Here is an 18,822-nt window from a genome sequence, read left to right on the forward strand (position 1 = left end):
CCGTCACCCTAGTCGGGCTGACGGGCCGTGAGGGAGAGGCGGGGAGGGGGTGCGCGGCGGGGGTGCGGGGGGAGGTCCGGGCCGGGGTGCCTTAACGGCGCGGAGGGCGGGGGCTAGGCTGGCCGACACATCCATCGCGGGAGTCCGGGCGCACCGGGCTGAGAGGGAGGCTGACCGGCCTCCGACCGTACGAACCTGATCCGGGTCATGCCGGCGAAGGGAGGGGCTGGACGCCCATGCACGCATCCGTACGACGACCACCGGGGAACCCGGGGTCGGACGTCCTCGTCATCGGGGGCGGGATCATCGGTCTGGTGACGGCCTGGCGGGCGGCGCAGCGGGGACTGCGGACCGCCCTGGCGGACCCGGCGCCCGGCGGCGGGGCCGCGCAGGTCGCGGCGGGCATGCTGGCCGCCGTCACCGAGCTGCACTACGGGGAGGAGACCCTGCTGGGTCTCAACCTGGCCTCCGCGCAGCGGTATCCGCGGTTCGCGGAGGAGCTGGCCGAGGCGTCCGGGGGGCTCGACATCGGCTTCCGGGAGTGCGGCACCCTCGCCGTGGCGCTCGACGCCGACGACCGGGCGCACCTGCGCGAGCTGCACGCCCTCCAACAGCGCTGCGGGCTGGAGGCCCAGTGGCTGACCGGCCGGGAGTGCCGCCGGCTGGAGCCGATGCTCGCGCCCGGGGTGCGGGGCGGGCTGCGGGTGGACGGGGACCACCAGGTCGATCCACGGCGGCTGGCCGCGGCGCTGCTCGTGGCCTGCGAGCGGGCCGGGGTCCTCTTCCACCGGAGCGCCGCCGTCCGGTTGACGGTGGCCGCGGACCGGGCCACCGGGGCCGAACTCGCCGACGGCACGGTGGTGGCCGCCGATCAGACCGTGCTGGCCGCGGGCTCCCTCAGCGGGCGGCTGGCGGGGGTGCCCCCGGAGGCCCTGCCGCCGGTGCGTCCCGTGAAGGGGCAGGTGCTGCGGCTGACCGTGCCGCCCGCGTACGCGCCGTTCCTGAGCCGGACGGTACGGGCGGTGGTCCGCGGCGGCCAGATCTACCTGGTGCCCCGCGAGAACGGCGAGCTGGTGGTCGGGGCCACCAGCGAGGAGCAGGGCTGGGACACCACGGTGACCGCGGGCGGGGTGTACGAACTGCTCCGCGACGCGCACGAGCTGGTGCCCGGCATCACCGAACTGCCGCTCACCGAGACCCGGGCCGGGCTGCGGCCCGCCACCCCCGACAACGCCCCGCTGCTGGGCCCGTCCACCCTGCCGGGCCTGCACCTGGCCACCGGGCACTACCGGAACGGGGTGTTGCTGACCCCGCTGACCGGTGAGGTGCTCGCCGAGGTCCTGGCCACCGGTGAAGTCCCGGACCTGGCCCGTCCGTTCAGTCCGCGGCGGTTCGCCGCCGCCCGTGAGGAGTCCTTCGCATGACCATCTCCGTCAACGGCGAGCCGCGCGAGGTCGCGGCCGGCACCACCCTCGACGCCGTCGTCGCGGGTCTGACCTCCGCCCCCTCCGGGGTGGCGGCCGCCCTCAACGAGACGGTGGTGCCGCGCGGCCGCTGGCCACTGACCGAGGTCGCGGACGGGGACCGGGTCGAGGTCCTCACCGCGGTGCAGGGGGGCTGAGCGATGGCCGACGACCTGTTCCTGCTGGGCGGCCGGACCTACTCCTCCCGCCTGATCATGGGCACCGGCGGGGCCCCGAGCCTGGACGTGCTGGAGCGCTCGCTGGTGGCCTCCGGCACGCAGCTCACCACGGTGGCCATGCGACGGCTGGACCCGACCGTGCAGGGTTCGGTGCTGTCCGTCCTGGAACGGCTGGGCATCGAGGTGCTGCCGAACACGGCGGGCTGCTTCACCGCCGGCGAGGCCGTGCTCACCGCCCGGCTGGCCCGCGAGGCCCTGGGCACCGAACTGGTCAAGCTGGAGGTGGTCGCGGACGAGCGGACCCTCCTGCCCGACGGGGAGGAGCTGCTCGACGCCGCCGAGACCCTGGTCGACGAGGGCTTCACGGTGCTGCCGTACACCAACGACGATCCGGTGCTGGCCCGGAAGCTGGAGGACGTGGGCTGCGCGGCGATCATGCCGCTGGGCTCCCCCATCGGCTCCGGGCTGGGCATCCGCAACCCGCACAACTTCGAGCTGATCGTGGAACGGGCATCGGTCCCCGTGATCCTCGACGCGGGCGCGGGCACCGCCTCCGACGCGGCGCTGGCGATGGAGCTCGGGTGCGCCGGGGTGATGCTGGCCTCGGCGGTGACCCGGGCGCAGGTGCCGGTGCTGATGGCGGAGGCGATGCGGCACGCGGTGGAGGCGGGGCGGCTGGCCCGGCGGGCGGGGCGGATCCCGCGGCGGCACTTCGCGGAGGCGTCCTCGCCGGTGGAGGGGCGGGCGGTGCTGGATCCGGAGCGACCCGCCTTCTGAGCCCCGGCCCGGCCGGCCCCTGCCCGATCCCGGGGCCCGGCACCGGCGCCCGCGGGGACCGGGTCCCCGTCACAGGTCGGCTGCAAGCGGGGGACGGGCAGGTCGGGGGCCCGAGGGGGGCTCGTAGACTTCACCGGTGGACACGACCCTTGAAGACCCCCTCGTCGGGCGCCTGCTCGACGGCCGGTACCGCATCGACGCCCGTATCGCGGTCGGCGGGATGGCCACGGTCTACCGGGCCGTGGACACCCGCCTCGACCGCGTGCTCGCGCTGAAGGTGATGCATCCGGCGCTCGCCGCCGACACGGCCTTCGTGGAGCGGTTCATCCGCGAGGCGAAGTCGGTGGCGCGGCTGGCGCACCCCAACGTGGTGGCCGTGTTCGACCAGGGTGCGGACGGCCCGTTCGTGTACCTGGCGATGGAGTACGTGCCGGGCTGCACCCTGCGGGACGTGCTGCGCGAGCGCGGGGCGCTCCAGCCGCGGGCCGCCCTGGACATCCTGGAGCCGGTGCTCGCCGCGCTGGGGGCGGCGCACCGGGCCGGTTTCGTGCACCGGGACATGAAGCCCGAGAACGTGCTCATCGGGGACGACGGCCGGGTCAAGGTGGCCGACTTCGGGCTGGTCCGGGCGGTGGGCAGCGAGACGGCCACCACCGGAGCGGTGCTCGGCACGGTCTCCTACCTGGCTCCGGAACAGATCGAGAACGGCGCCACCGACACCCGCGTCGACGTGTACGCCTGCGGCGTGGTGCTGTACGAGATGCTCACGGGCACCAAGCCGCACTCCGGGGACAGCCCCGCGCAGGTGCTGTACCGGCACCTCAACGAGGACGTGCCCGCGCCCTCCGCGACCGTGCCCGGCCTGCCCGCCGAGCTGGACGCGCTGGTGGCCGCGGCCACGGCCCGCCGGGCGGAGCTGCGGCCCGCCGACGCGGTGGCCCTGCTCGGGCTGGCCCGCGCGGCCCGGGCCGCGGCCACGGAGGAACAGCTCGACGCGCTGCCCCCGCAGGCCCGGTCCGCCGAGCGGTCGGCCGCCGAGGACCGCACCAGCGTGGTGCCGCGGCCCGCTCCGGGGCCGTCCGTGCACCACACGGCCCGCCTCTCGACGGCGCCCGCGGAGCCGCCCGCTCCCCCGGTGCGGCCCGGCCGGCGCGGCCGGCGGCCCGCGCTTCCCGGCCGGAGCCCGCTGCTGGTGCTCGTGGCGGCGGTGCTGGCGCTCGGGCTGGGCACCGGCGTCTGGTACATCAGCTCCGGGCAGTTCACGCGGGTGCCGAGCCTGCTCGGCAAGACGGAGGCGGCGGCCCGGGAACGGCTGACCGGTGAGGGGCTGGCGGTCAAGGGCACCCGCAAGGAGTTCAGCGACGCGTACGAGCGGGGCACGGTGATGGGCACCGACCCGGAGGGCGGCGCGCGGATCCGCGGCAACGGCGCGGTGACCCTGGTGGTGTCGCGCGGGCCCGAGACCGTCACCGTGCCGAAGCTCAAGGGGCTGCCGCTGGCGGCGGCGAAGGCGGAGCTGGCCGGGGCCGGACTCGCCCCCGGGGTGGTGACCCGCGCCTTCAGCCAGGAGGTCCCGGCGGGCGCGGTGATCTCCACCGATCCCGCGGCAGGCAGCTCCCGCTCCCCGGACACGGCCGTGGCCCTCGTGGTCAGCAAGGGCCGCCCGGTGACCGTGCCCTCGGTGGTCGGCACCCCGCAGGAGCAGGCCCGGCGGGTCCTGGAGGACCTGGGGCTGAAGGTCTCGGTCGCCCCCGAGCAGGTGAACTCCCCGCAGCCCGCGGGCTCGGTGGCCGGTCAGTCCCTGACCGCGGGGGCCCGGGCCGCCGCCGGCGACTCCGTGACCCTGACCGTGTCCGAGGGCCCGCGCATGGTCGCGGTGCCGGACGTCACCGGCCGGGAGGTCAAGGAGGCCAAGCGGCTGCTGGAGGCCGCCGGGTTCGCGGTCAAGGTCGACCGGCCGTTCCTCAGCTTCAGCGACGACGTGGCCGCCCAGTCCGTGAAGGGCGGCGAGAACGCCCCCGAGGGCAGCACGATCACCATCCGACTCAAGGGACTGTGACCCGCACGTGAGCAGCAACGACAGCGCCGCCCTCCGCAATCCGGTCGGCGGGCACGTGCCCGTCGCCGGCGGCCTGGCCACCGTGGGCCTGTCCTACGCCCGCGAGATGGGGGCGGAGGCCGTGCAGGTCTTCGTCGCGAACCCGCGGGGCTGGGCCACGCCCACCGGGAACCCGGCACAGGACGAGCTGTTCCGGGCCGCCTGCGCCGAGGAGGGCGTCCCGGCGTACGTCCACGCCCCGTACCTGATCAACTTCGGCTCGCACACCGAGGCCACGGTGGAGAAGTCGGTGGAGTCGCTGCGGCACTCGCTGCGCCGGGCGCGGGCGATCGGGGCGCTCGGCGTGGTGGTGCACACCGGTTCGGCCACCGGGGGCCGCCCCCGCGAGCTGGCGTTCGCGCAGGTCAGGCAGCACATGCTGCCGCTGTTGGAGGAGCTGGACCACGAGGACGACCCGTTCCTGCTGCTGGAGTCCACGGCCGGCCAGGGCTCCTCGCTGTGCTCGCGGACCTGGGACTTCGGCCCGTACTTCGAGGCCCTGGACGCCCATCCGAAGCTGGGCATCTGCCTCGACACCTGCCACGTGTTCGCCGCCGGACACGACCTGTCGGCGCCGGGCGGGGTGAAGGAGACCCTGGACCTGCTGACGGAGACGGTGGGGCCGGGCCGGCTGAAGCTGATCCACGCCAACGACTCCAAGGAGGGCGTGGGCGCGCACAAGGACCGGCACGCCAACATCGGCGCCGGGCACATCGGCGAGGGGGCCTTCCGGGAGCTGTTCGGTCACCCGGAGACGGCCGGGGTGCCGCTGGTGATCGAGACCCCGGGCGGCAAGGAGGGGCACGCCGCGGACGTGGCCCGGCTGAAGGAGCTCAGGGACTCCTTCTGACCGTTTCGGGGGTCTACAACTCCGGGCCGTCGCCCGGCACCTCCTGATAGGAGAAGCGCTGCTCCCGCCAGGGGTCGCCGATGTTGTGGTAGCCGCGCTCCTCCCAGAAGCCGCGGCGGTCGGCGGTCATGTACTCCACGCCGCGGACCCACTTGGGGCCCTTCCACGCGTACAGGTGCGGCACGACCAGCCGCAGCGGGAAGCCGTGTTCGGCGGTCAGGGGCTCGCCGCCCTGGTGGGTGGCGAAGACGGTGCGCTCGGCGGCGAAGTCCGACAGGCGCATGTTGGAGCTGAAGCCGTACTCGGCCCACACCATGACGTGGGTGGCGTCGGCGGCGGGCGGGGCCAGTTCGAGGAGGGTGCGGGCGGAGACCCCGCCCCATTCGGCGCCGATCATGCTGAACTTGGTCACGCAGTGCAGGTCGGCCACGACCGTGGAGAAGGGCAGGGCCCCGAACTCCTCGTGGTTCCAGCAGTGCTTCTCGCCGTCCGCGGTGGCGCCGAAGACCCTGAACTCCCAGCGGTCCGGCTTGAACTTGGGTACGGGCCCGTAGTGGGTGACCGGCCAGCCCCGCTGGAGCCGCTGCCCCGGGGGAAGCTCCAGCTGATCCACTCCCGGAGATTCCCGGCTTTCCGGCTGACCCATGTCTCCATGGTGACAGACGGGCCGGGGTGGTCGTGACCAGGCAGGTCCCGATCCCGGACCCCGATTCGGGGCAACTCCAGCCATCTCCCACTAAGGAAACACTTACTGGACGCACTTCGCGACGCGGTGCAAGGATGCGCCCACTGCCCGTCACTCTTTTGGAATGTGGAAGGAGCCTCTGCGATGCAGGGCGACCCCGAAGTCCTCGAGTTCCTGAACGAACAGCTCACCGGTGAGCTCACGGCGATCAACCAGTACTGGCTGCACTACCGCATCCAGGACAACAAGGGCTGGACCAAGCTCGCCAAGTACACGCGTGAAGAATCCATCGACGAGATGAAGCACGCGGACAAGATCACCGAGCGCATCCTGATGCTGGACGGGCTGCCGAACTACCAGCGACTCTTCCACGTGCGCGTCGGCCAGACGCTCACGGAGATGTTCCAGGCGGACCGGCAGGTCGAGGTCGAGGCCATCGACCGCCTGAAGCGGGGCATCGAGGTCATGCGCGGCAAGGGCGACTTCACCTCGGCCAACCTCTTCGAGGAGATCCTGGCCGACGAGGAGCACCACATCGACTACCTGGACACGCAGCTGGAGCTCATCGAGAGCCTCGGCGAGCCGCTGTACATCGCGCAGCTGGTCGAGCAGCCCAGCTGACGCGGGCCGCGCGCCCGGCGGGGCGCGCCCTAGGCGGCGGGGGCCAGCTCCGGTCCGGCCGCCACGACATCCGGCACCGGATCGGCGGCGAGGACGGCCCCGGTGCGCCCCTGGTCCAGCAGTTGGCGACGGGGGCAACCGCCCCGTCCGAGGATCCCCTGGATGGCCCGGACGCAGGAACCGCAGTCCGTGCCGGCCTTGGTCGCCGAGGCGATCTGCCGGGGGGTGCAGGCTCCGGCCTCCGCGTGCTCCTTGACCTGCTTGTCGGTGATGCCGAAGCAAGAGCAGACGTACACGCGGTTCACCTCCCGGGCAGGCAGTGGGAAACGTACGGTATGCCTTCCCGTCTTTCGGTGAGGCTAACCTAACCTTACCCGGCAGGTTCCGGCCGTGAAAGACCGGAAAACGACGATGGGGCGCGGATCACATCGATCCGCGCCCCACCGTCGTAGGAAGCTCCCTACTGATCGCGGTACATCTCCGCGACCAGGAAGGCCAGGTCCAGCGACTGGCTGCGGTTGAGCCGCGGGTCGCAGGCCGTCTCGTAGCGCTGGTGCAGGTCGTCGACGAAGATCTCGTCGCCGCCGCCCACGCACTCGGTGACGTCGTCACCGGTCAGCTCCACGTGGATGCCGCCCGGGTGGGTGCCCAGCGCCTTGTGGACCTCGAAGAAGCCCTTGACCTCGTCGAGCACGTCGTCGAAGCGGCGGGTCTTGTGGCCGGACGCCGCCTCGAAGGTGTTGCCGTGCATCGGGTCGGTCACCCAGGCGACGGTCGCGCCCGAGGCGGTGACCTTCTCCACCAGCTCCGGGAGCTTGTCCCGGACCTTGTCGGCGCCCATGCGGACCACGAAGGTCAGCCGGCCCGGCTCGCGCTCGGGGTCGAGGCGGTCGATGTAGGTGAGCGCCTCGTCCACCGTGGTGGTCGGGCCCAGCTTGATGCCGATCGGGTTCGCGATCTGCGAGCAGAACTCGATGTGCGCGTGGTCCAGCTGGCGGGTGCGCTCGCCGATCCACACCATGTGGCCGGAGGTGTCGTACAGCTTGCCGGTGCGGGAGTCCACGCGGGTCAGCGCCGACTCGTAGTCCAGCAGCAGCGCCTCGTGCGAGGCGTAGAACTCCACCGCCTTGAACTCGGCCGGGTCGGTGCCGCACGCCTTCATGAAGTTGAGGGCGTTGTCGATCTCCCGCGCGAGCTGCTCGTAGCGCTGGCCCGACGGGGAGGACTTCACGAAGTCCTGGTTCCAGGCGTGCACCTGGCGCAGGTCGGCGTAGCCACCCGTGGTGAAGGCGCGGACCAGGTTGAGCGTGGAGGCGGAGGCGTTGTACATCCGCTTCAGGCGCTCGGGGTCCGGGATCCGGGATGCCTCGTCGAAGGCGAAGCCGTTGACGGAGTCGCCGCGGTAGGTCGGCAGGGTGACGCCGTCGCGGGTCTCGGTGTCCTTGGAGCGGGGCTTCGAGTACTGGCCGGCGATGCGGCCGACCTTGACCACCGGCACCGAGGCGGCGTAGGTGAGGACGGCGCTCATCTGGAGCAGCGTCTTCAGCTTGGCCCGGATGTGGTCGGCGGACACCGCGTCGAACGCTTCGGCGCAGTCGCCGCCCTGGAGCAGGAAGGCCTCGCCCCGGGCGACCGCTCCCAGGCGGGTGCGCAGCTGGTCGCACTCGCCCGCGAAGACGAGCGGCGGATACGATTCGAGGTCCGCGATCACATCGCGCAGAGCCTCGGCATCGGGGTACACAGGCTGCTGCGCCGCGGGAAGGTCTCGCCAGGTCGCCTTGAAGGCGGGGGCGTGGGTCTCACTGTTCACGGTCACGGGACCACCCTACGGGTTCACCACCGTCCGATTCGCCCGTGACCGCTGGGTGAGACGGAGTTCTCAGGATCCCGAGACGGCGTCCGGAATCCGCACACCGCCGGGCCGGGCCATGGGCTACGATCGCCGCCATGTACGCGCACTCGAACCAGAACTGGTGGTGGCCCGCTCTTCCGGCGGCCCACTGACTGCGCGTACCCGAGACACCGACGCACAGGCCGCCCGAGGGGCGGCCTTTTCCGTGCCATCGGCCGGGCCGTTCCTCCCCACCGGACATCCCGGAAGGAACGCCCGATGACCTCCCCGAAGACCCCCGGCCGCACCACCGAGGCACTGCTGGACCGGCTCGCCCGCCCCGGCTGCCCGCCCTTCGCCCTGCTGCGCCGCCGCACCCCCGGCCGGGACCACGACCTGGTCGAGCTGCTGCTCGGCCCGGTCCACGAGGCCGGTTCCCTGGCCGAGCTGCCCGTGGGGCCCGCCCCGACCCTGGCCCTGGTGCCCTTCCGGCAGATCCGCGAACGCGGCTTCGACGTGCGGGACGACGGCACCCCGCTGGCCGTGCTCACCGCCGAGGAGTCGCACGTCCTGCCCCTCGCGGAGGTGATGGCCGCGCTGCCCGGACACCGGGTGCGGGTGGAGGACGGCGGGTTCGACGTCCCCGACGAGGAGTACGCCCGGATCGTGGAGCGGGTGGTGCGCGAGGAGATCGGCCGCGGCGAGGGCGCCAACTTCGTCATCCGCCGCACCTACGCCGGGCGGATCCCCGACTTCGGCCCGGCCGACGCCCTCGCCCTGTTCCGGCGGCTGCTCGCGGCCGAGCGCGGGGCCTACTGGACGTACGTGGTCCACACCGGGGACCGGACCCTCGTCGGGGCCAGCCCGGAGGTGCACGTCCGGATGACCGGCGGCGGGGCCGGCCGGGAGGGCACCGTGGTGATGAACCCGATCAGCGGCACCTACCGCTACCCGGCGGGCGGCCCCACCGCCGAGTCCCTGCTCGCCTTCCTCGCCGACCGCAAGGAGACCGAGGAGCTCTCCATGGTGGTGGACGAGGAGCTGAAGATGATGTGCACGGTCGGGAACCGCGGCGGGGTCGTCGTCGGGCCCCGCTTGAAGGAGATGTCCCACCTGGCGCACACCGAGTACGAGCTGCGCGGCCGGTCCTCGCTGGACGTGCGGGAGGTGCTGCGGGAGACCATGTTCGCCGCCACCGTCACCGGCTCCCCCGTGCAGAACGCCTGCCGCGTCATCGAACGTCACGAACCCCTCGGACCGGACGGGGTCGGTCGCGGCTACTACGCGGGCGCGCTGGCCCTGCTCCGGCAGGAGGCCGACGGCACCCAGAGCCTGGACTCCCCCATCCTGATCCGGACCGCCGACGTGGCCGTGGACGGACGGCTTCGGGTACCGGTCGGCGCCACCCTGGTGCGGCACTCCGACCCGGCGGGCGAGGTGGCCGAGACCCACGCCAAGGCGGCCGCCGTACTCACCGCCCTGGGGGTGCGGGAGGCCGCGCCGGGACCGGACCCCCGGCAGGCGCCCGCCCTGGGCCGCGACCCGCGGGTGGCGGCGGCCCTGGCGGCCCGCCGGGCGGACCTGGCGCCCTTCTGGCTGCGGATGCGGGACCGGACGGCGGCGGCCCCCGGCTCCGCCGGGCACGCCCTCGTGGTGGACGCCGAGGACACCTTCACCGCCATGCTCGCCCACGTGCTGCGCTCGGCGGGGCTGACCGTGACCGTGCGGCGCTGGGACGAGCCGGGGCTCGCCGAGGCGGTGCGCGCGCACGCCGCGGGGACCGGCCCGGTGGTGCTGGGGCCCGGCCCCGGGGACCCCGCGGACCCGGCCGATCCGCGGATGCGGCTGCTCCGGCCGCTGGCCGCCGCCCTCCTGGAGGAGCACCGGCACGGACTGCTCGGGGTCTGCCTGGGCCACGAACTGCTCGCGGACGCGCTGGGGCTGCCGCTGGTCCGCAAGGCGGAGCCGGCCCAGGGGGCGCAGATCCGGATCGACCTCTTCGGCAACGAGGAGACAGTCGGCTTCTACAACACCTTCACGGCCGCCTGCGACGCGGCGGCGGAGGCCGCGCTGGCCGCCCGCGGGGTGGAGGTGTCCCGGGACCCGGCCACCGGCGAGGTGCACGCGCTGCGCTCGGCCGCCGGGGGCTTCGCCGGGCTCCAGTTCCACCCGGAGTCGGTGCTGACCCTGCGCGGGGCGGAGCTGGTGCGGGAGCTGGTGTCGGGGCTGCGGGCGCCGGCGGCCCGGACCTGATCCGCACGGCCCCGGCCTGACCCACCCGGCTCCCACCCCGTCGGGGTCGACGGGGTGGGCCGGCAGGGGTCAGCCGCGGTGCCGGACGGCGGTCCGGCGCCGCGGGCGGCCGCGCAGCCGGCGGCGCAGCGAGAAGGCCCCGTAGACGACCATGCCGGCGAGGGCGGCGGGCAGGGATTCGGCGGCCACCCCGAGGGCGAAGGCGGTGGAGCCGCCCCAGTCGGCGGCCTCCGCGATCCGGCCGCTGCGGTCCGGGCTGCCGGGGCGGGCCCGGACCGCCCGGCGGAGGTGGTCGGCGGTGCCCAGGAGCATGACCAGCCCCCAGACCAGGAAGACCCACTGGACCCACTGCGGTATCTGCACGCCGCGAGCGTAGGGGCCCCGGCTGAACGGGGGCCGAACGTCACGCGGCGGGCGAGAGGGTGTTCTCGGAGCGGCGCCCGGAGAGGTAGTCGGCGACGTTCGCGACGGTGGTGGCGATGATCTGGCCCACCGCGTCGTGGGTGTAGTACGCCTGGTGAGAGGTGACGACCACGTTCGGGAAGGTGATCAGTCGGGCGAGGGTGTCGTCGGGGACCGCCTCCAGGGACTTGTCCAGGAAGAACACGCCGGCCTCGGCCTCGTACACGTCCAGGCCCACTCCCTCGAAGCGGCCCGCGCGCAGCTCGTCGACCAGGGCGTCGGTGTCCACGAGGCCGCCGCGGCTGGAGTTCACCAGGATCGCGTCGTCCTTCATGGTCTTCAGGGCGGCGGAGTCGATGATGCGGCGGGTGGAGTCCAGCAGCGGCACGTGCAGGCTGATCAGGTCGGACTCGGCGAGCAGCCGGTCCTTGTCCACGTACTCCATGCCGAGGTCGAGGCAGGCCGGGTTCTGCGTGACGTCCCAGCCGAGCAGGTTCATGCCGAAGCCGTGCGCGATCCGGGCGAAGGCCTCGCCGATCTTGCCGGTGCCCAGGACCCCGGCGGTGCGGCCGCGCATGTCGCGGCCGAGGAGGCCGTTGAGGCGGAAGTCGAAGTCGCGGGTGCGGTTGGAGGCCCGCACGATCCTGCGGTTCACGGCCATGGCCAGGGTCCACGCGAACTCGGCGACCGAGTAGGGCGAGTAGTACGAGACCCGGCTGACGGTCATGCCGAGCCGGCGGGCCACGTCCAGGTCGATGTTGTTGAAGCCGGTGGAGCGCTGCGCGATCATCCGGGTGCCGCCCGCGTGCAGGGTCCGCAGGACCCGGCCGTTGAGGTCGGCGTTGACGCTGGAGGAGACGATCTCGTACCCGGCCGCGATGGGCGCGGTGTCCTCGCTGAGGAAGACCTCCACGCAGCGGACCTCGTGACCGTCGCGGAAGGCCTCCTCCAGGAGGGGCTTCTCGTCGGCGGTCACCCCGAACGCCAGGATCTCCACGTGTGCTCCCGCCTCGCGGCGGCGCGCGCCCGGACGGCGCGCACCTCGGACCAAGGGACTCGAACCTTTTGTCACGATAAGGCCCGTGCTCCGGGTGCGCCCGGCGGTGTCCGGCGGCCGGGGGACGGCCGCCGGCCGGGCGGGAGCGCGGCCCCTCGGGCCGGCCGCCCCGCGGATCACCCGAAGAAGACCCCGGCCTCCCGGTAGAGGGCCGGCGGCACGGTGCGGCGCTTCGCGGTCACCGAGGAGAGCGGGACCCGCACCACGTCGTCCCCGCGCAGGGCCACCATCGTGCCGAAGTCCCGGTCGCGGACGGCGTCCACGGCGTGCAGGCCGAACCGGGTGGCCAGCCACCGGTCGAAGGGGCTGGGGGTGCCGCCGCGCTGGACGTGCCCGAGCACGGTGGTGCGGGCCTCCTCGCCGGTCCGGGACTCGATCTCCGCGGCCAGCCGCTCCCCGATGCCCGAGGGCCTGACGTGGCCGAAGGGGTCGGGGGCGCCCGGCCGGGGGACCATCTGCCCCTCCACGGGCAGCGCCCCCTCGGCGACCACCACGATCGGCGCGTAGCTGGACCGGAAGCGGGACTCCACCCAGGCGCAGACACGGCCGGGGTCGAAGCGCTGCTCGGGGATGAGGATGGCGTTGGCCCCGCCCGCGAGTCCGGAGTGCAGGGCGATCCAGCCGGTGCGGCGCCCCATGACCTCCACGACCAGCACCCGCATGTGGGACTCGGCGGTGGTGTGGAGGCGGTCGATGGCCTCGGTGGCGATGCCGACGGCCGTGTCGAAGCCGAAGGTGCGGTCGGTGGCGGCCAGCTCGTTGTCGATGTTCTTCGGCACGCCCACGCAGGGCAGCCCGTACTCGGCGTGCAGCCGGGCCGCCACCCCGAGGGTGTCCTCCCCGCCGATCACGACCAGCGCCTCCACCTCGTGCTTGTCGAGGTTCTCCCGGATCCGGCGGACGCCGTCCGGGGCGGCGAAGGGGTCGGTGCGCGAGGAGCCGAGGACGGTCCCGCCGCGCGGCAGGATGCCGCGGACCTCCGGGATGCCCAGGGGGACGGCGTCGCACTCCAGGGGGCCGCGCCAGCCGTCCCGGAACCCGACGAACCCGTACCCGTACTCCTGGACGCCCTTGCGGACGAGCCCGCGGACGACCGCGTTGAGACCGGGGCAGTCGCCGCCGCCGGTCAGCACTCCGACCTTCAATGGACCTTCCCTTCACCACAGCACCGAGCGGGGCCCTGGGGCGGGCCGCACGCCGGTCACGCTAGGGGCGCCGGGGATCACACCGGAGGGTGAGGGAAGGTGAACTCCGCGAGGCGGGCGGGGGGTTGGGCCCCACCCGTTCACTCGTACGGGGAACTACTCGTCGTCGAGTCCGCGCTCGATGGCGTACCGGACGAGCTCGACGCGGTTGTGCAGCTGGAGCTTGCCCAGGGTGTTCTGGACGTGGTTCTGCACGGTGCGGTGCGAGATCACCAGCCGCTCGGCGATCTGCTTGTACGACAGCCCCTTCGCGACCAGGCGGAGCACCTCGGTCTCCCGGTCGGTGAGCCGGGGGGCGGTGGGCTCGTCGGGGGCGGCGGGGGCCGGGCCCGCCGCCAGCCGCCGGTACTCGCCCAGCACCAGGCCCGCCAGGCCCGGGGTGAACACCGGGTCGCCGGCCGCGGTGCGGCGGACGGCGTCGATCAGCTCCTCGGCCCCGGCGGACTTCAGGAGGTAGCCGGTGGCCCCGGCCTTCACGGCCTCCAGCACGTCGGCGTGCTCCCCGCTCGCGGACAGCACCAGCACCCGCGGCGCGGGGTCGGAGCCGACCAGCTCCCGGCAGACCTGCGCCCCGGGCATGCCGGGCAGGTTCAGGTCCAGCACCAGGACCTCGGGGCGGACGGCGCGCGCCCGGCGGACGGCCTGGGGGCCGTCACCGGCGGTGGCCACCACCTCGCAGCCGGCGGCCGCCAGGTCGCGGGCGACCGCGTCCCGCCACATCGGGTGGTCGTCGACCACCATCACCCGGACCGGGGCGGCCTCCGCGGCCGTGTCGTGCTCGTTCATCGGGTGTGCGTCCTCCCCCTGGGCGCCTTCGGCACCTTCAGTTCCACTTCCGTGCCCTGTCCGGGCACCGAGACCAAGTCGGCGGTGCCGCCCAGGTCCCGCAGCCGGCCGCGGATGGACTGGGCCACCCCGAGGCGCCCCTCCCCCGCGGCCTGCTCCAGCCGTCCGGCCGGGATGCCCGGCCCGTCGTCGCGGACCGTGACGATCACCTCGTCGGGCTCGTCCTCCACGAGGATCCAGGCCCGGGCCTCCTCGCCGGCGTGCCGGCGGACGTTGTCCAGGGCCGCGCCCACCGCCGCGGCCAGCTCGCGGGCGGCCGGACCGGGCAGCGGCACCGGCGCACCGGGCTCGGCGAAGGTGACCCGGGAGCAGGCGTACGGGGCGAGCAGGGTCCGCAGATCGGTGCCGCCCTCCGGCTCCTCCGGACCGTCCTCCTCCACGGCCCGCACCAGGGCGCCCCGGGAGGCGTCCGCGGAGACCCGGGAGGCCGGCAGCAGACCGCCGGTCACCAGGGTGCGCAGGGCCACCTCCTGCTCCCCGGCCATCCGGCCCAGCTCGGCGGCCTCGCCGCCGATCTCGGTGCCGCGCCGCTGGACCATGGCGAGGACCTGGAGGACCCCGTCGTGGATGTCGCGGGCCAGGCGCTCCCGCTCGCGGGTGGCGGCCTCGATCTCCAGGGCGCGGGCGAGGGTGGCCTCACTGGCGCGGGCCACCTCGACCACGTAGCCGATGGCGATGGAGGCCACCCACACGAGCAGGACGTTGTGCGCGGTGTCCCGGGTGATCTCCCCGCGCTGGGCGACGTTGGCGACGGCGACGAAGGTGGAGGCGAACAGGGCCCAGCGCCAGCCGCCCTTGAGGGCGAAGGCGAGCACGGAGCCGGCCGTCCAGATGGAGGGCAGGGTGGGACCGCCCGAGGTGATCCGCTCCGTCGAGTCCACGAGCGGGGTCAGCAGGATCCCGACGAGGGCCAGGGCCAGGTCGCAGCCCAGGAACCGGCGGGTGCAGGCCGTCGCGGAGGCCACCCGGGGCAGGGTGGCCAGGGTCCAGACCGCCAGCACCGCCAGGTAGCCGACGGCCACGGCCGGCCGCTGGAACTGCCGGTACGCGGAGGCGAACAGCAGCACCGCGTAGACCATGGTCAGGACGCGGTAGGCGGTCAGGGCGCGCCACAGCGGCTGCTCGACCGACATCCTCACGACCCGCTCGCGCTTGGCCATCCCCCACCCCCGGACGTACCGCCGGACCCGCCCGACCTAGCGGTCCGGGTCCGTCTCCGCCTTCTCGGCCTGCTCGGCCTTCGCCTCCGCCTGCGCGGCCTTCTCGGTCTTCGCCAGTTCGGCCTTCTCGGCCTTCTCGGCCTTGGCCTGCTCGGCCTTCTCCGCCTTGGCGGCCTTCTCGGCCTCGGCGATCTGGCGCTTGGCGGCCGTGGCGTAGACGTCCACGTACTCCTGGCCGGAGAGCTTCATGATCTCGTACATGACCTCGTCGGTCACCGAGCGCAGGATGAAGCGGTCCCCGTCCATGCCGTGGTAGCGACTGAAGTCCAGGGGCTTGCCGATCCGGATGCCGGGGCGCATCAGCTTGGGGACGACCTTGCCGGGGGGCTGGATCTTCTCGGTGTCGATCATGGCGATCGGGATCACCGGGGCGCCGGTGGCCAGGGCCACCCGGGCCAGCCCGCCGGGCTTGCCGCGGTAGAGGCGGCCGTCCGGGGAGCGGGTGCCCTCCGGATAGATGCCGAACAGCTCACCGCGCTCGATGACCTCGATGCCGCTCTTGATCGCGGCCTCGCCGGCGCCGCGGGCCCCGGACCGGTCCACGGGGAGCTGGCCCACGCCCTTGAAGAAGGCGGCCGTCAGCTTGCCCTTGACCCCGGGGGAGGTGAAGTACTCCGCCTTGGCGATGAAGGTGACCTTCCGGTCCAGCACCGCGGGGAGGAAGAAGGAGTCGGAGAAGGAGAGGTGGTTGCTCGCGAGGATCGCCGGCCCCTCGGCGGGAATGTTCTCGAGGCCCTCCACCCAGGGCCTGAAGGCGAGCTTCAGGGATCCCCCGATGGAGAACTTCATTGCGCCGTAGATCAACTCGAATGCCTTCCTGTGTCCGTCGAACAGACCTTAACCCCTGAGGGGCCCGCCCTCCCGCCCACGTCCGGCCCGTGGCGGGGCGCGGACGGGCACCGTCGGGCACGACGACCCTGGTCGGTGTCGGCCCGGTCGCGTACCGTGAAGTACACACTGCGCGCACCCCTCCATCCGTGCCTGCATCCGTGCCCGATCGAACAGGAGATCCCGCGTGCCCGTCCTCCCTGGAGCCGAGCCGTTCCGCCACGAGGGCGGAAAGGTCGGCGTGCTCCTCTGCCACGGTTTCACCGGTTCCCCGCAGTCCCTGCGCCCCTGGGCCGAGTACCTGGCCGAGCGGGGCCTGACGGTGTCCCTGCCGCTGCTCCCAGGGCACGGCACGCGCTGGGAGGACATGCAGCTGACCGGCTGGCAGGACTGGTACGCCGAGGTGGACCGGGCGCTGCGGGAGCTGCTGGAGCGCTGCTCCGAGGTGTTCGTGTTCGGTCTGTCGATGGGTGGTGCGCTGACCCTGCGGCTGGCCGCCCGGCACGGGGACGCGGTCCGCGGGATCGTGCTGGTCAATCCGGCGAACAAGGTGCACGACCCGCTGGCGGTGGCGCTGCCCGTGGCGAAGCACTTCATAAGGTCCACGCCGGGCATCGCCAGTGACATCGCCAAGGAGGGGGTGGCCGAGGTGGGGTACGACCGGGTGCCGACCCGGGCCGCGCACTCGCTGCGCGATTTCCTGCGGTTGGTGGACGCCGAACTGCCGCAGGTGACGCAGCCGGTGCTGCTGCTGCACAGCCCGCAGGACCACGTGGTGCCGCCGGCGGACTCGGCGCGGGTGCTCAGCCGGATCTCCTCCACCGATGTCACGGAGACCCTGCTGGAACACAGCTACCACGTCGCGACGTTGGACCATGACGCAGGGCAGATCTTCGAGGACAGTTTCGCTTTCATCGGCCGCCTCTCTCCGAGTGTCGGCAGGGAGGGGACGGCCACCGGTGGCTGAACACGAGGACCGCGATCCCCAGACGTCCGGGAGCGGTGAACCGCTCGACGAGGAGGCGGCCTGGGCCGCCATCGTCGCGGGGTACGGGGAGGAGCCGGCGGACCCGCCGGGCTCCAAGCCGTTCAAGCCGATCGAGGACCTGTTGCTGCCGGAGGCGGACGTCAACCCGCTCCCGGCGGCCGGGGCCACGAAGGAGAAGGAACCGGAGGACCCGGGCGCGGCGAAGCCGCCGCTGGGCAGCTCCGTGGTGTTCGCGCCGGGGGTGGGCCCGCGGGACCACTCGTTGGCCGAGCCCTCCGAGGAGGACCTCGACGCGAGCGACGAGGGGCACTTCGTGCCGCCGGAGCCGCCGCCGCTGCCGGAGGCCGACACCACGGCCAAGTTCGCCTGGCTGGCGGTGGTGGGCGGTCCGCTGCTGCTGTTGCTGGCGGTGCTGCTCCAGTGGGAGATGACCTGGTGGCTGACCACCCTCGGGGTGGGCGGTTTCCTGGGGGGCTTCGCCACGTTGGTGGCGCGGATGCAGCACGACGACGACGTGGACGGGGACGACCCGGGCCGCGGCGCGGTGGTCTGACCCCTTCCGCGGAGGGCTTCACCGGCCCCGCTCCCCTTCGAGGAGGGGGCGGGGCCGGTCGTCGTTCCGGGACCGGGAACGGATCAGCCGGCGGGGAGGCGGAGGGCGGCGAGGACCGGCAGGTGGTCGGTGGCGGCGGTCAGGTCGGCGCGGGGCAGCGCGGGTACCCCGCAGCCCAGGACCTCGATGCCGGGGGTGGCGAAGACGGCGTCGATGCGTTTGCGGGGTGCGGTGGCCGGCCAGGTCGGCGAGCCGCCCCAGGGCCGTACGGCCGCGCAGTCCTGGAGGCTGTCGGCCAGCAGCCGGAAGGCCCCGCCGCCGGGCTCCTCGTTGATGTCCCCGGCGGCCACCGCGTGCGGGGCGCCGAGGCCGGCGAGCCGGTCGAGGAGCATCCCGGCCTGGGTGCGACGTTCGGCGGCCTGGAGGGAGAGGTGGGTGGAGAGGACGCCGAGGCGGGCCCCGCCGAAGCGGACCACGGCGGTGGCGAAGCCCCGCCGGTGGAGTCCGGGGGTGCGGGGCAGCAGGACGTCCTCGGTGCGTTCGACGGTGGCGCGCAGGGAGCACAGCAGCAGGGGCCCGGCGGCGGTGCCGCCGCCGGAGAGGACCACGAGGTCGCTCTTGGCGGCGAGGCGGGCGGCGTGCTTGCGCCAGCGGAAGAAGATCGGTGCTTCCTGGACGAGGACCAGGTCGGGGGCGCAGGCCCGGACGACCCGGGCCACGGCGTCCTCGTCGTCGCGGAGGGAGCGGATGTTGTAGCTGAGGACCCTGATCACGGCGGAGCCGTCGGGGCCGGTGGCGGAGCGGGGCAGGTCCTCGGGGCCGGGGGCGGCACCGGTGGGTGCGGCCGGGGCGGCGGCGGGGGTGACGGTGGTGCTGGGGGTGGGGGCATCCCTGTCGGGCACGGCGTCCATGGGACCAACATAGGCAGCCAGATCGGAAGAGCACAACGTCTGAACTCCAGTCACA

Annotated in this window: 20 protein-coding genes and 1 riboswitch; of the genes, 10 read left to right on the forward strand and 10 right to left on the reverse strand. The window is 73.7% G+C overall.

From position 1 onward, the window contains the following. The first annotated feature begins 126 nt into the window (after nucleotides 1-126). Nucleotides 127-239: riboswitch (TPP riboswitch) on the forward strand. The 5 genes from thiO to ABTZ17_RS15945 all read left to right on the forward strand — a co-directional run bounded on the left by thiO (nucleotide 237) and on the right by ABTZ17_RS15945 (nucleotide 5,367). After that, a complete protein-coding gene (gene thiO / locus ABTZ17_RS15925) occupies nucleotides 237-1,424 on the forward strand; it encodes a glycine oxidase ThiO (protein WP_352196204.1) in 1,188 nt (395 codons plus the stop codon). (Overlaps the previous riboswitch by 3 nt.) Beyond that, nucleotides 1,421-1,621, forward strand: a complete 201-nt coding sequence (gene thiS, locus ABTZ17_RS15930; protein ID WP_352196205.1) for a sulfur carrier protein ThiS — start codon at nucleotides 1,421-1,423, stop codon at nucleotides 1,619-1,621. The genes thiO and thiS overlap by 4 nt, the downstream gene beginning before the upstream one ends. 3 nt (nucleotides 1,622-1,624) lie before the next feature. Further along, on the forward strand, nucleotides 1,625-2,419 hold the full coding sequence (locus ABTZ17_RS15935; RefSeq protein WP_352196206.1) for a thiazole synthase: 795 nt from the start codon (nucleotides 1,625-1,627) through the stop codon (nucleotides 2,417-2,419). A 136-nt stretch (nucleotides 2,420-2,555) separates the two neighbouring features. Continuing rightward, on the forward strand, nucleotides 2,556-4,478 hold the full coding sequence (pknB, locus tag ABTZ17_RS15940) for a Stk1 family PASTA domain-containing Ser/Thr kinase (RefSeq protein WP_352196207.1): 1,923 nt from the start codon (nucleotides 2,556-2,558) through the stop codon (nucleotides 4,476-4,478). Between the two features lie 7 nt (nucleotides 4,479-4,485). Continuing rightward, on the forward strand, nucleotides 4,486-5,367 hold the full coding sequence (locus tag ABTZ17_RS15945) for a deoxyribonuclease IV (protein WP_352196208.1): 882 nt from the start codon (nucleotides 4,486-4,488) through the stop codon (nucleotides 5,365-5,367). A 13-nt stretch (nucleotides 5,368-5,380) separates the two neighbouring features. Here the strand turns inward: ABTZ17_RS15945 and ABTZ17_RS15950 are convergent, their stop codons facing one another. Next, nucleotides 5,381-6,013, reverse strand: a complete 633-nt coding sequence (locus ABTZ17_RS15950; RefSeq protein WP_352196209.1) for a sulfite oxidase-like oxidoreductase — start codon at nucleotides 6,011-6,013, stop codon at nucleotides 5,381-5,383. Nucleotides 6,014-6,196: 183 nt separating this feature from the next. Here ABTZ17_RS15950 and bfr point away from each other — a divergent pair, with 183 nt between their 5' ends. Beyond that, nucleotides 6,197-6,673, forward strand: coding sequence for a bacterioferritin (bfr, locus tag ABTZ17_RS15955; protein WP_352196210.1), 477 nt, complete (start codon nucleotides 6,197-6,199; stop codon nucleotides 6,671-6,673). A 29-nt stretch (nucleotides 6,674-6,702) separates the two neighbouring features. Here bfr and ABTZ17_RS15960 read toward each other — a convergent pair whose 3' ends face one another. After that, complete coding sequence (locus ABTZ17_RS15960; protein WP_502994694.1) at nucleotides 6,703-6,978, reverse strand: (2Fe-2S)-binding protein; 276 nt, start codon at nucleotides 6,976-6,978, stop codon at nucleotides 6,703-6,705. Between the two features lie 155 nt (nucleotides 6,979-7,133). Continuing rightward, nucleotides 7,134-8,489 (reverse strand): class II 3-deoxy-7-phosphoheptulonate synthase, encoded by a 1,356-nt coding sequence (locus ABTZ17_RS15965; RefSeq protein ID WP_352196212.1) that lies wholly within the window; start codon nucleotides 8,487-8,489, stop codon nucleotides 7,134-7,136. Between the two features lie 131 nt (nucleotides 8,490-8,620). Here ABTZ17_RS15965 and ABTZ17_RS15970 point away from each other — a divergent pair, with 131 nt between their 5' ends. Together ABTZ17_RS15970 and ABTZ17_RS15975 are read left to right on the forward strand one after the other, a co-directional pair. Next, nucleotides 8,621-8,677, forward strand: a complete 57-nt coding sequence (locus ABTZ17_RS15970; protein ID WP_352196222.1) for a trp operon leader peptide — start codon at nucleotides 8,621-8,623, stop codon at nucleotides 8,675-8,677. Between the two features lie 106 nt (nucleotides 8,678-8,783). Further along, the gene (locus tag ABTZ17_RS15975) at nucleotides 8,784-10,757 is read left to right on the forward strand and encodes an anthranilate synthase family protein (protein WP_352196213.1); all 1,974 of its coding nucleotides are present in this window, start codon (nucleotides 8,784-8,786) and stop codon (nucleotides 10,755-10,757) included. 69 nt (nucleotides 10,758-10,826) lie between these two features. Here ABTZ17_RS15975 and ABTZ17_RS15980 read toward each other — a convergent pair whose 3' ends face one another. From ABTZ17_RS15980 to ABTZ17_RS16005, 6 genes are all read right to left on the reverse strand, one after another. Continuing rightward, nucleotides 10,827-11,120: a hypothetical protein gene (locus tag ABTZ17_RS15980; protein ID WP_352196214.1), complete on the reverse strand. Its 294-nt coding sequence runs from the start codon at nucleotides 11,118-11,120 to the stop codon at nucleotides 10,827-10,829. Nucleotides 11,121-11,160: 40 nt separating this feature from the next. Beyond that, entirely contained in the window at nucleotides 11,161-12,156 is a 996-nt protein-coding gene (locus ABTZ17_RS15985; RefSeq protein ID WP_352196215.1) for a 2-hydroxyacid dehydrogenase, read from the reverse strand. A 176-nt stretch (nucleotides 12,157-12,332) separates the two neighbouring features. Beyond that, nucleotides 12,333-13,361, reverse strand: a complete 1,029-nt coding sequence (locus ABTZ17_RS15990) for a 6-phosphofructokinase (protein WP_352196216.1) — start codon at nucleotides 13,359-13,361, stop codon at nucleotides 12,333-12,335. Nucleotides 13,362-13,517: 156 nt separating this feature from the next. Further along, nucleotides 13,518-14,207: a response regulator gene (locus ABTZ17_RS15995; RefSeq protein WP_352196217.1), complete on the reverse strand. Its 690-nt coding sequence runs from the start codon at nucleotides 14,205-14,207 to the stop codon at nucleotides 13,518-13,520. Further along, complete coding sequence (gene macS, locus ABTZ17_RS16000; RefSeq protein WP_352196218.1) at nucleotides 14,204-15,427, reverse strand: MacS family sensor histidine kinase; 1,224 nt, start codon at nucleotides 15,425-15,427, stop codon at nucleotides 14,204-14,206. The genes ABTZ17_RS15995 and macS overlap by 4 nt, the downstream gene beginning before the upstream one ends. 36 nt (nucleotides 15,428-15,463) lie before the next feature. Continuing rightward, nucleotides 15,464-16,276, reverse strand: a complete 813-nt coding sequence (locus ABTZ17_RS16005; protein ID WP_352196223.1) for a lysophospholipid acyltransferase family protein — start codon at nucleotides 16,274-16,276, stop codon at nucleotides 15,464-15,466. Between the two features lie 226 nt (nucleotides 16,277-16,502). On the opposite strand from ABTZ17_RS16005, the gene ABTZ17_RS16010 reads away from it, so the two are divergent. Together ABTZ17_RS16010 and ABTZ17_RS16015 are read left to right on the forward strand one after the other, a co-directional pair. Further along, nucleotides 16,503-17,282, forward strand: a complete 780-nt coding sequence (locus tag ABTZ17_RS16010) for an alpha/beta hydrolase (protein WP_352196219.1) — start codon at nucleotides 16,503-16,505, stop codon at nucleotides 17,280-17,282. Beyond that, nucleotides 17,275-17,856 (forward strand): hypothetical protein, encoded by a 582-nt coding sequence (locus ABTZ17_RS16015; protein ID WP_352196220.1) that lies wholly within the window; start codon nucleotides 17,275-17,277, stop codon nucleotides 17,854-17,856. The genes ABTZ17_RS16010 and ABTZ17_RS16015 overlap by 8 nt, the downstream gene beginning before the upstream one ends. A gap of 83 nt (nucleotides 17,857-17,939) precedes the next feature. Here ABTZ17_RS16015 and ABTZ17_RS16020 read toward each other — a convergent pair whose 3' ends face one another. Beyond that, nucleotides 17,940-18,767 (reverse strand): endonuclease/exonuclease/phosphatase family protein, encoded by an 828-nt coding sequence (locus tag ABTZ17_RS16020; protein WP_352196221.1) that lies wholly within the window; start codon nucleotides 18,765-18,767, stop codon nucleotides 17,940-17,942. Nucleotides 18,768-18,822 lie beyond the last annotated feature (55 nt).

The sequence above is a fragment of the Streptomyces sp. NPDC097619 genome (genome assembly GCF_040302735.1).
GTDB lineage: Bacteria > Actinomycetota > Actinomycetes > Streptomycetales > Streptomycetaceae > Streptomyces.

Bases quoted from the DNA above. Each gene is read 5' to 3' on its own strand.
- thiO (WP_352196204.1), top strand. From the start codon at position 237: ATGCACGCATCCGTACGACGACCACCGGGGAACCCGGGGTCGGACGTC.
- thiS (WP_352196205.1), top strand. From the start codon at position 1,421: ATGACCATCTCCGTCAACGGCGAGCCGCGCGAGGTCGCGGCCGGCACC.
- ABTZ17_RS15935 (WP_352196206.1), top strand. From the start codon at position 1,625: ATGGCCGACGACCTGTTCCTGCTGGGCGGCCGGACCTACTCCTCCCGC.
- ABTZ17_RS15950 (WP_352196209.1), bottom strand. From the start codon at position 6,013: ATGGGTCAGCCGGAAAGCCGGGAATCTCCGGGAGTGGATCAGCTGGAG.
- bfr (WP_352196210.1), top strand. From the start codon at position 6,197: ATGCAGGGCGACCCCGAAGTCCTCGAGTTCCTGAACGAACAGCTCACC.
- ABTZ17_RS15975 (WP_352196213.1), top strand. From the start codon at position 8,784: ATGACCTCCCCGAAGACCCCCGGCCGCACCACCGAGGCACTGCTGGAC.
- ABTZ17_RS15995 (WP_352196217.1), bottom strand. From the start codon at position 14,207: ATGAACGAGCACGACACGGCCGCGGAGGCCGCCCCGGTCCGGGTGATG.
- macS (WP_352196218.1), bottom strand. From the start codon at position 15,427: ATGGCCAAGCGCGAGCGGGTCGTGAGGATGTCGGTCGAGCAGCCGCTG.
- ABTZ17_RS16005 (WP_352196223.1), bottom strand. From the start codon at position 16,276: ATGAAGTTCTCCATCGGGGGATCCCTGAAGCTCGCCTTCAGGCCCTGG.
- ABTZ17_RS16020 (WP_352196221.1), bottom strand. From the start codon at position 18,767: ATGGACGCCGTGCCCGACAGGGATGCCCCCACCCCCAGCACCACCGTC.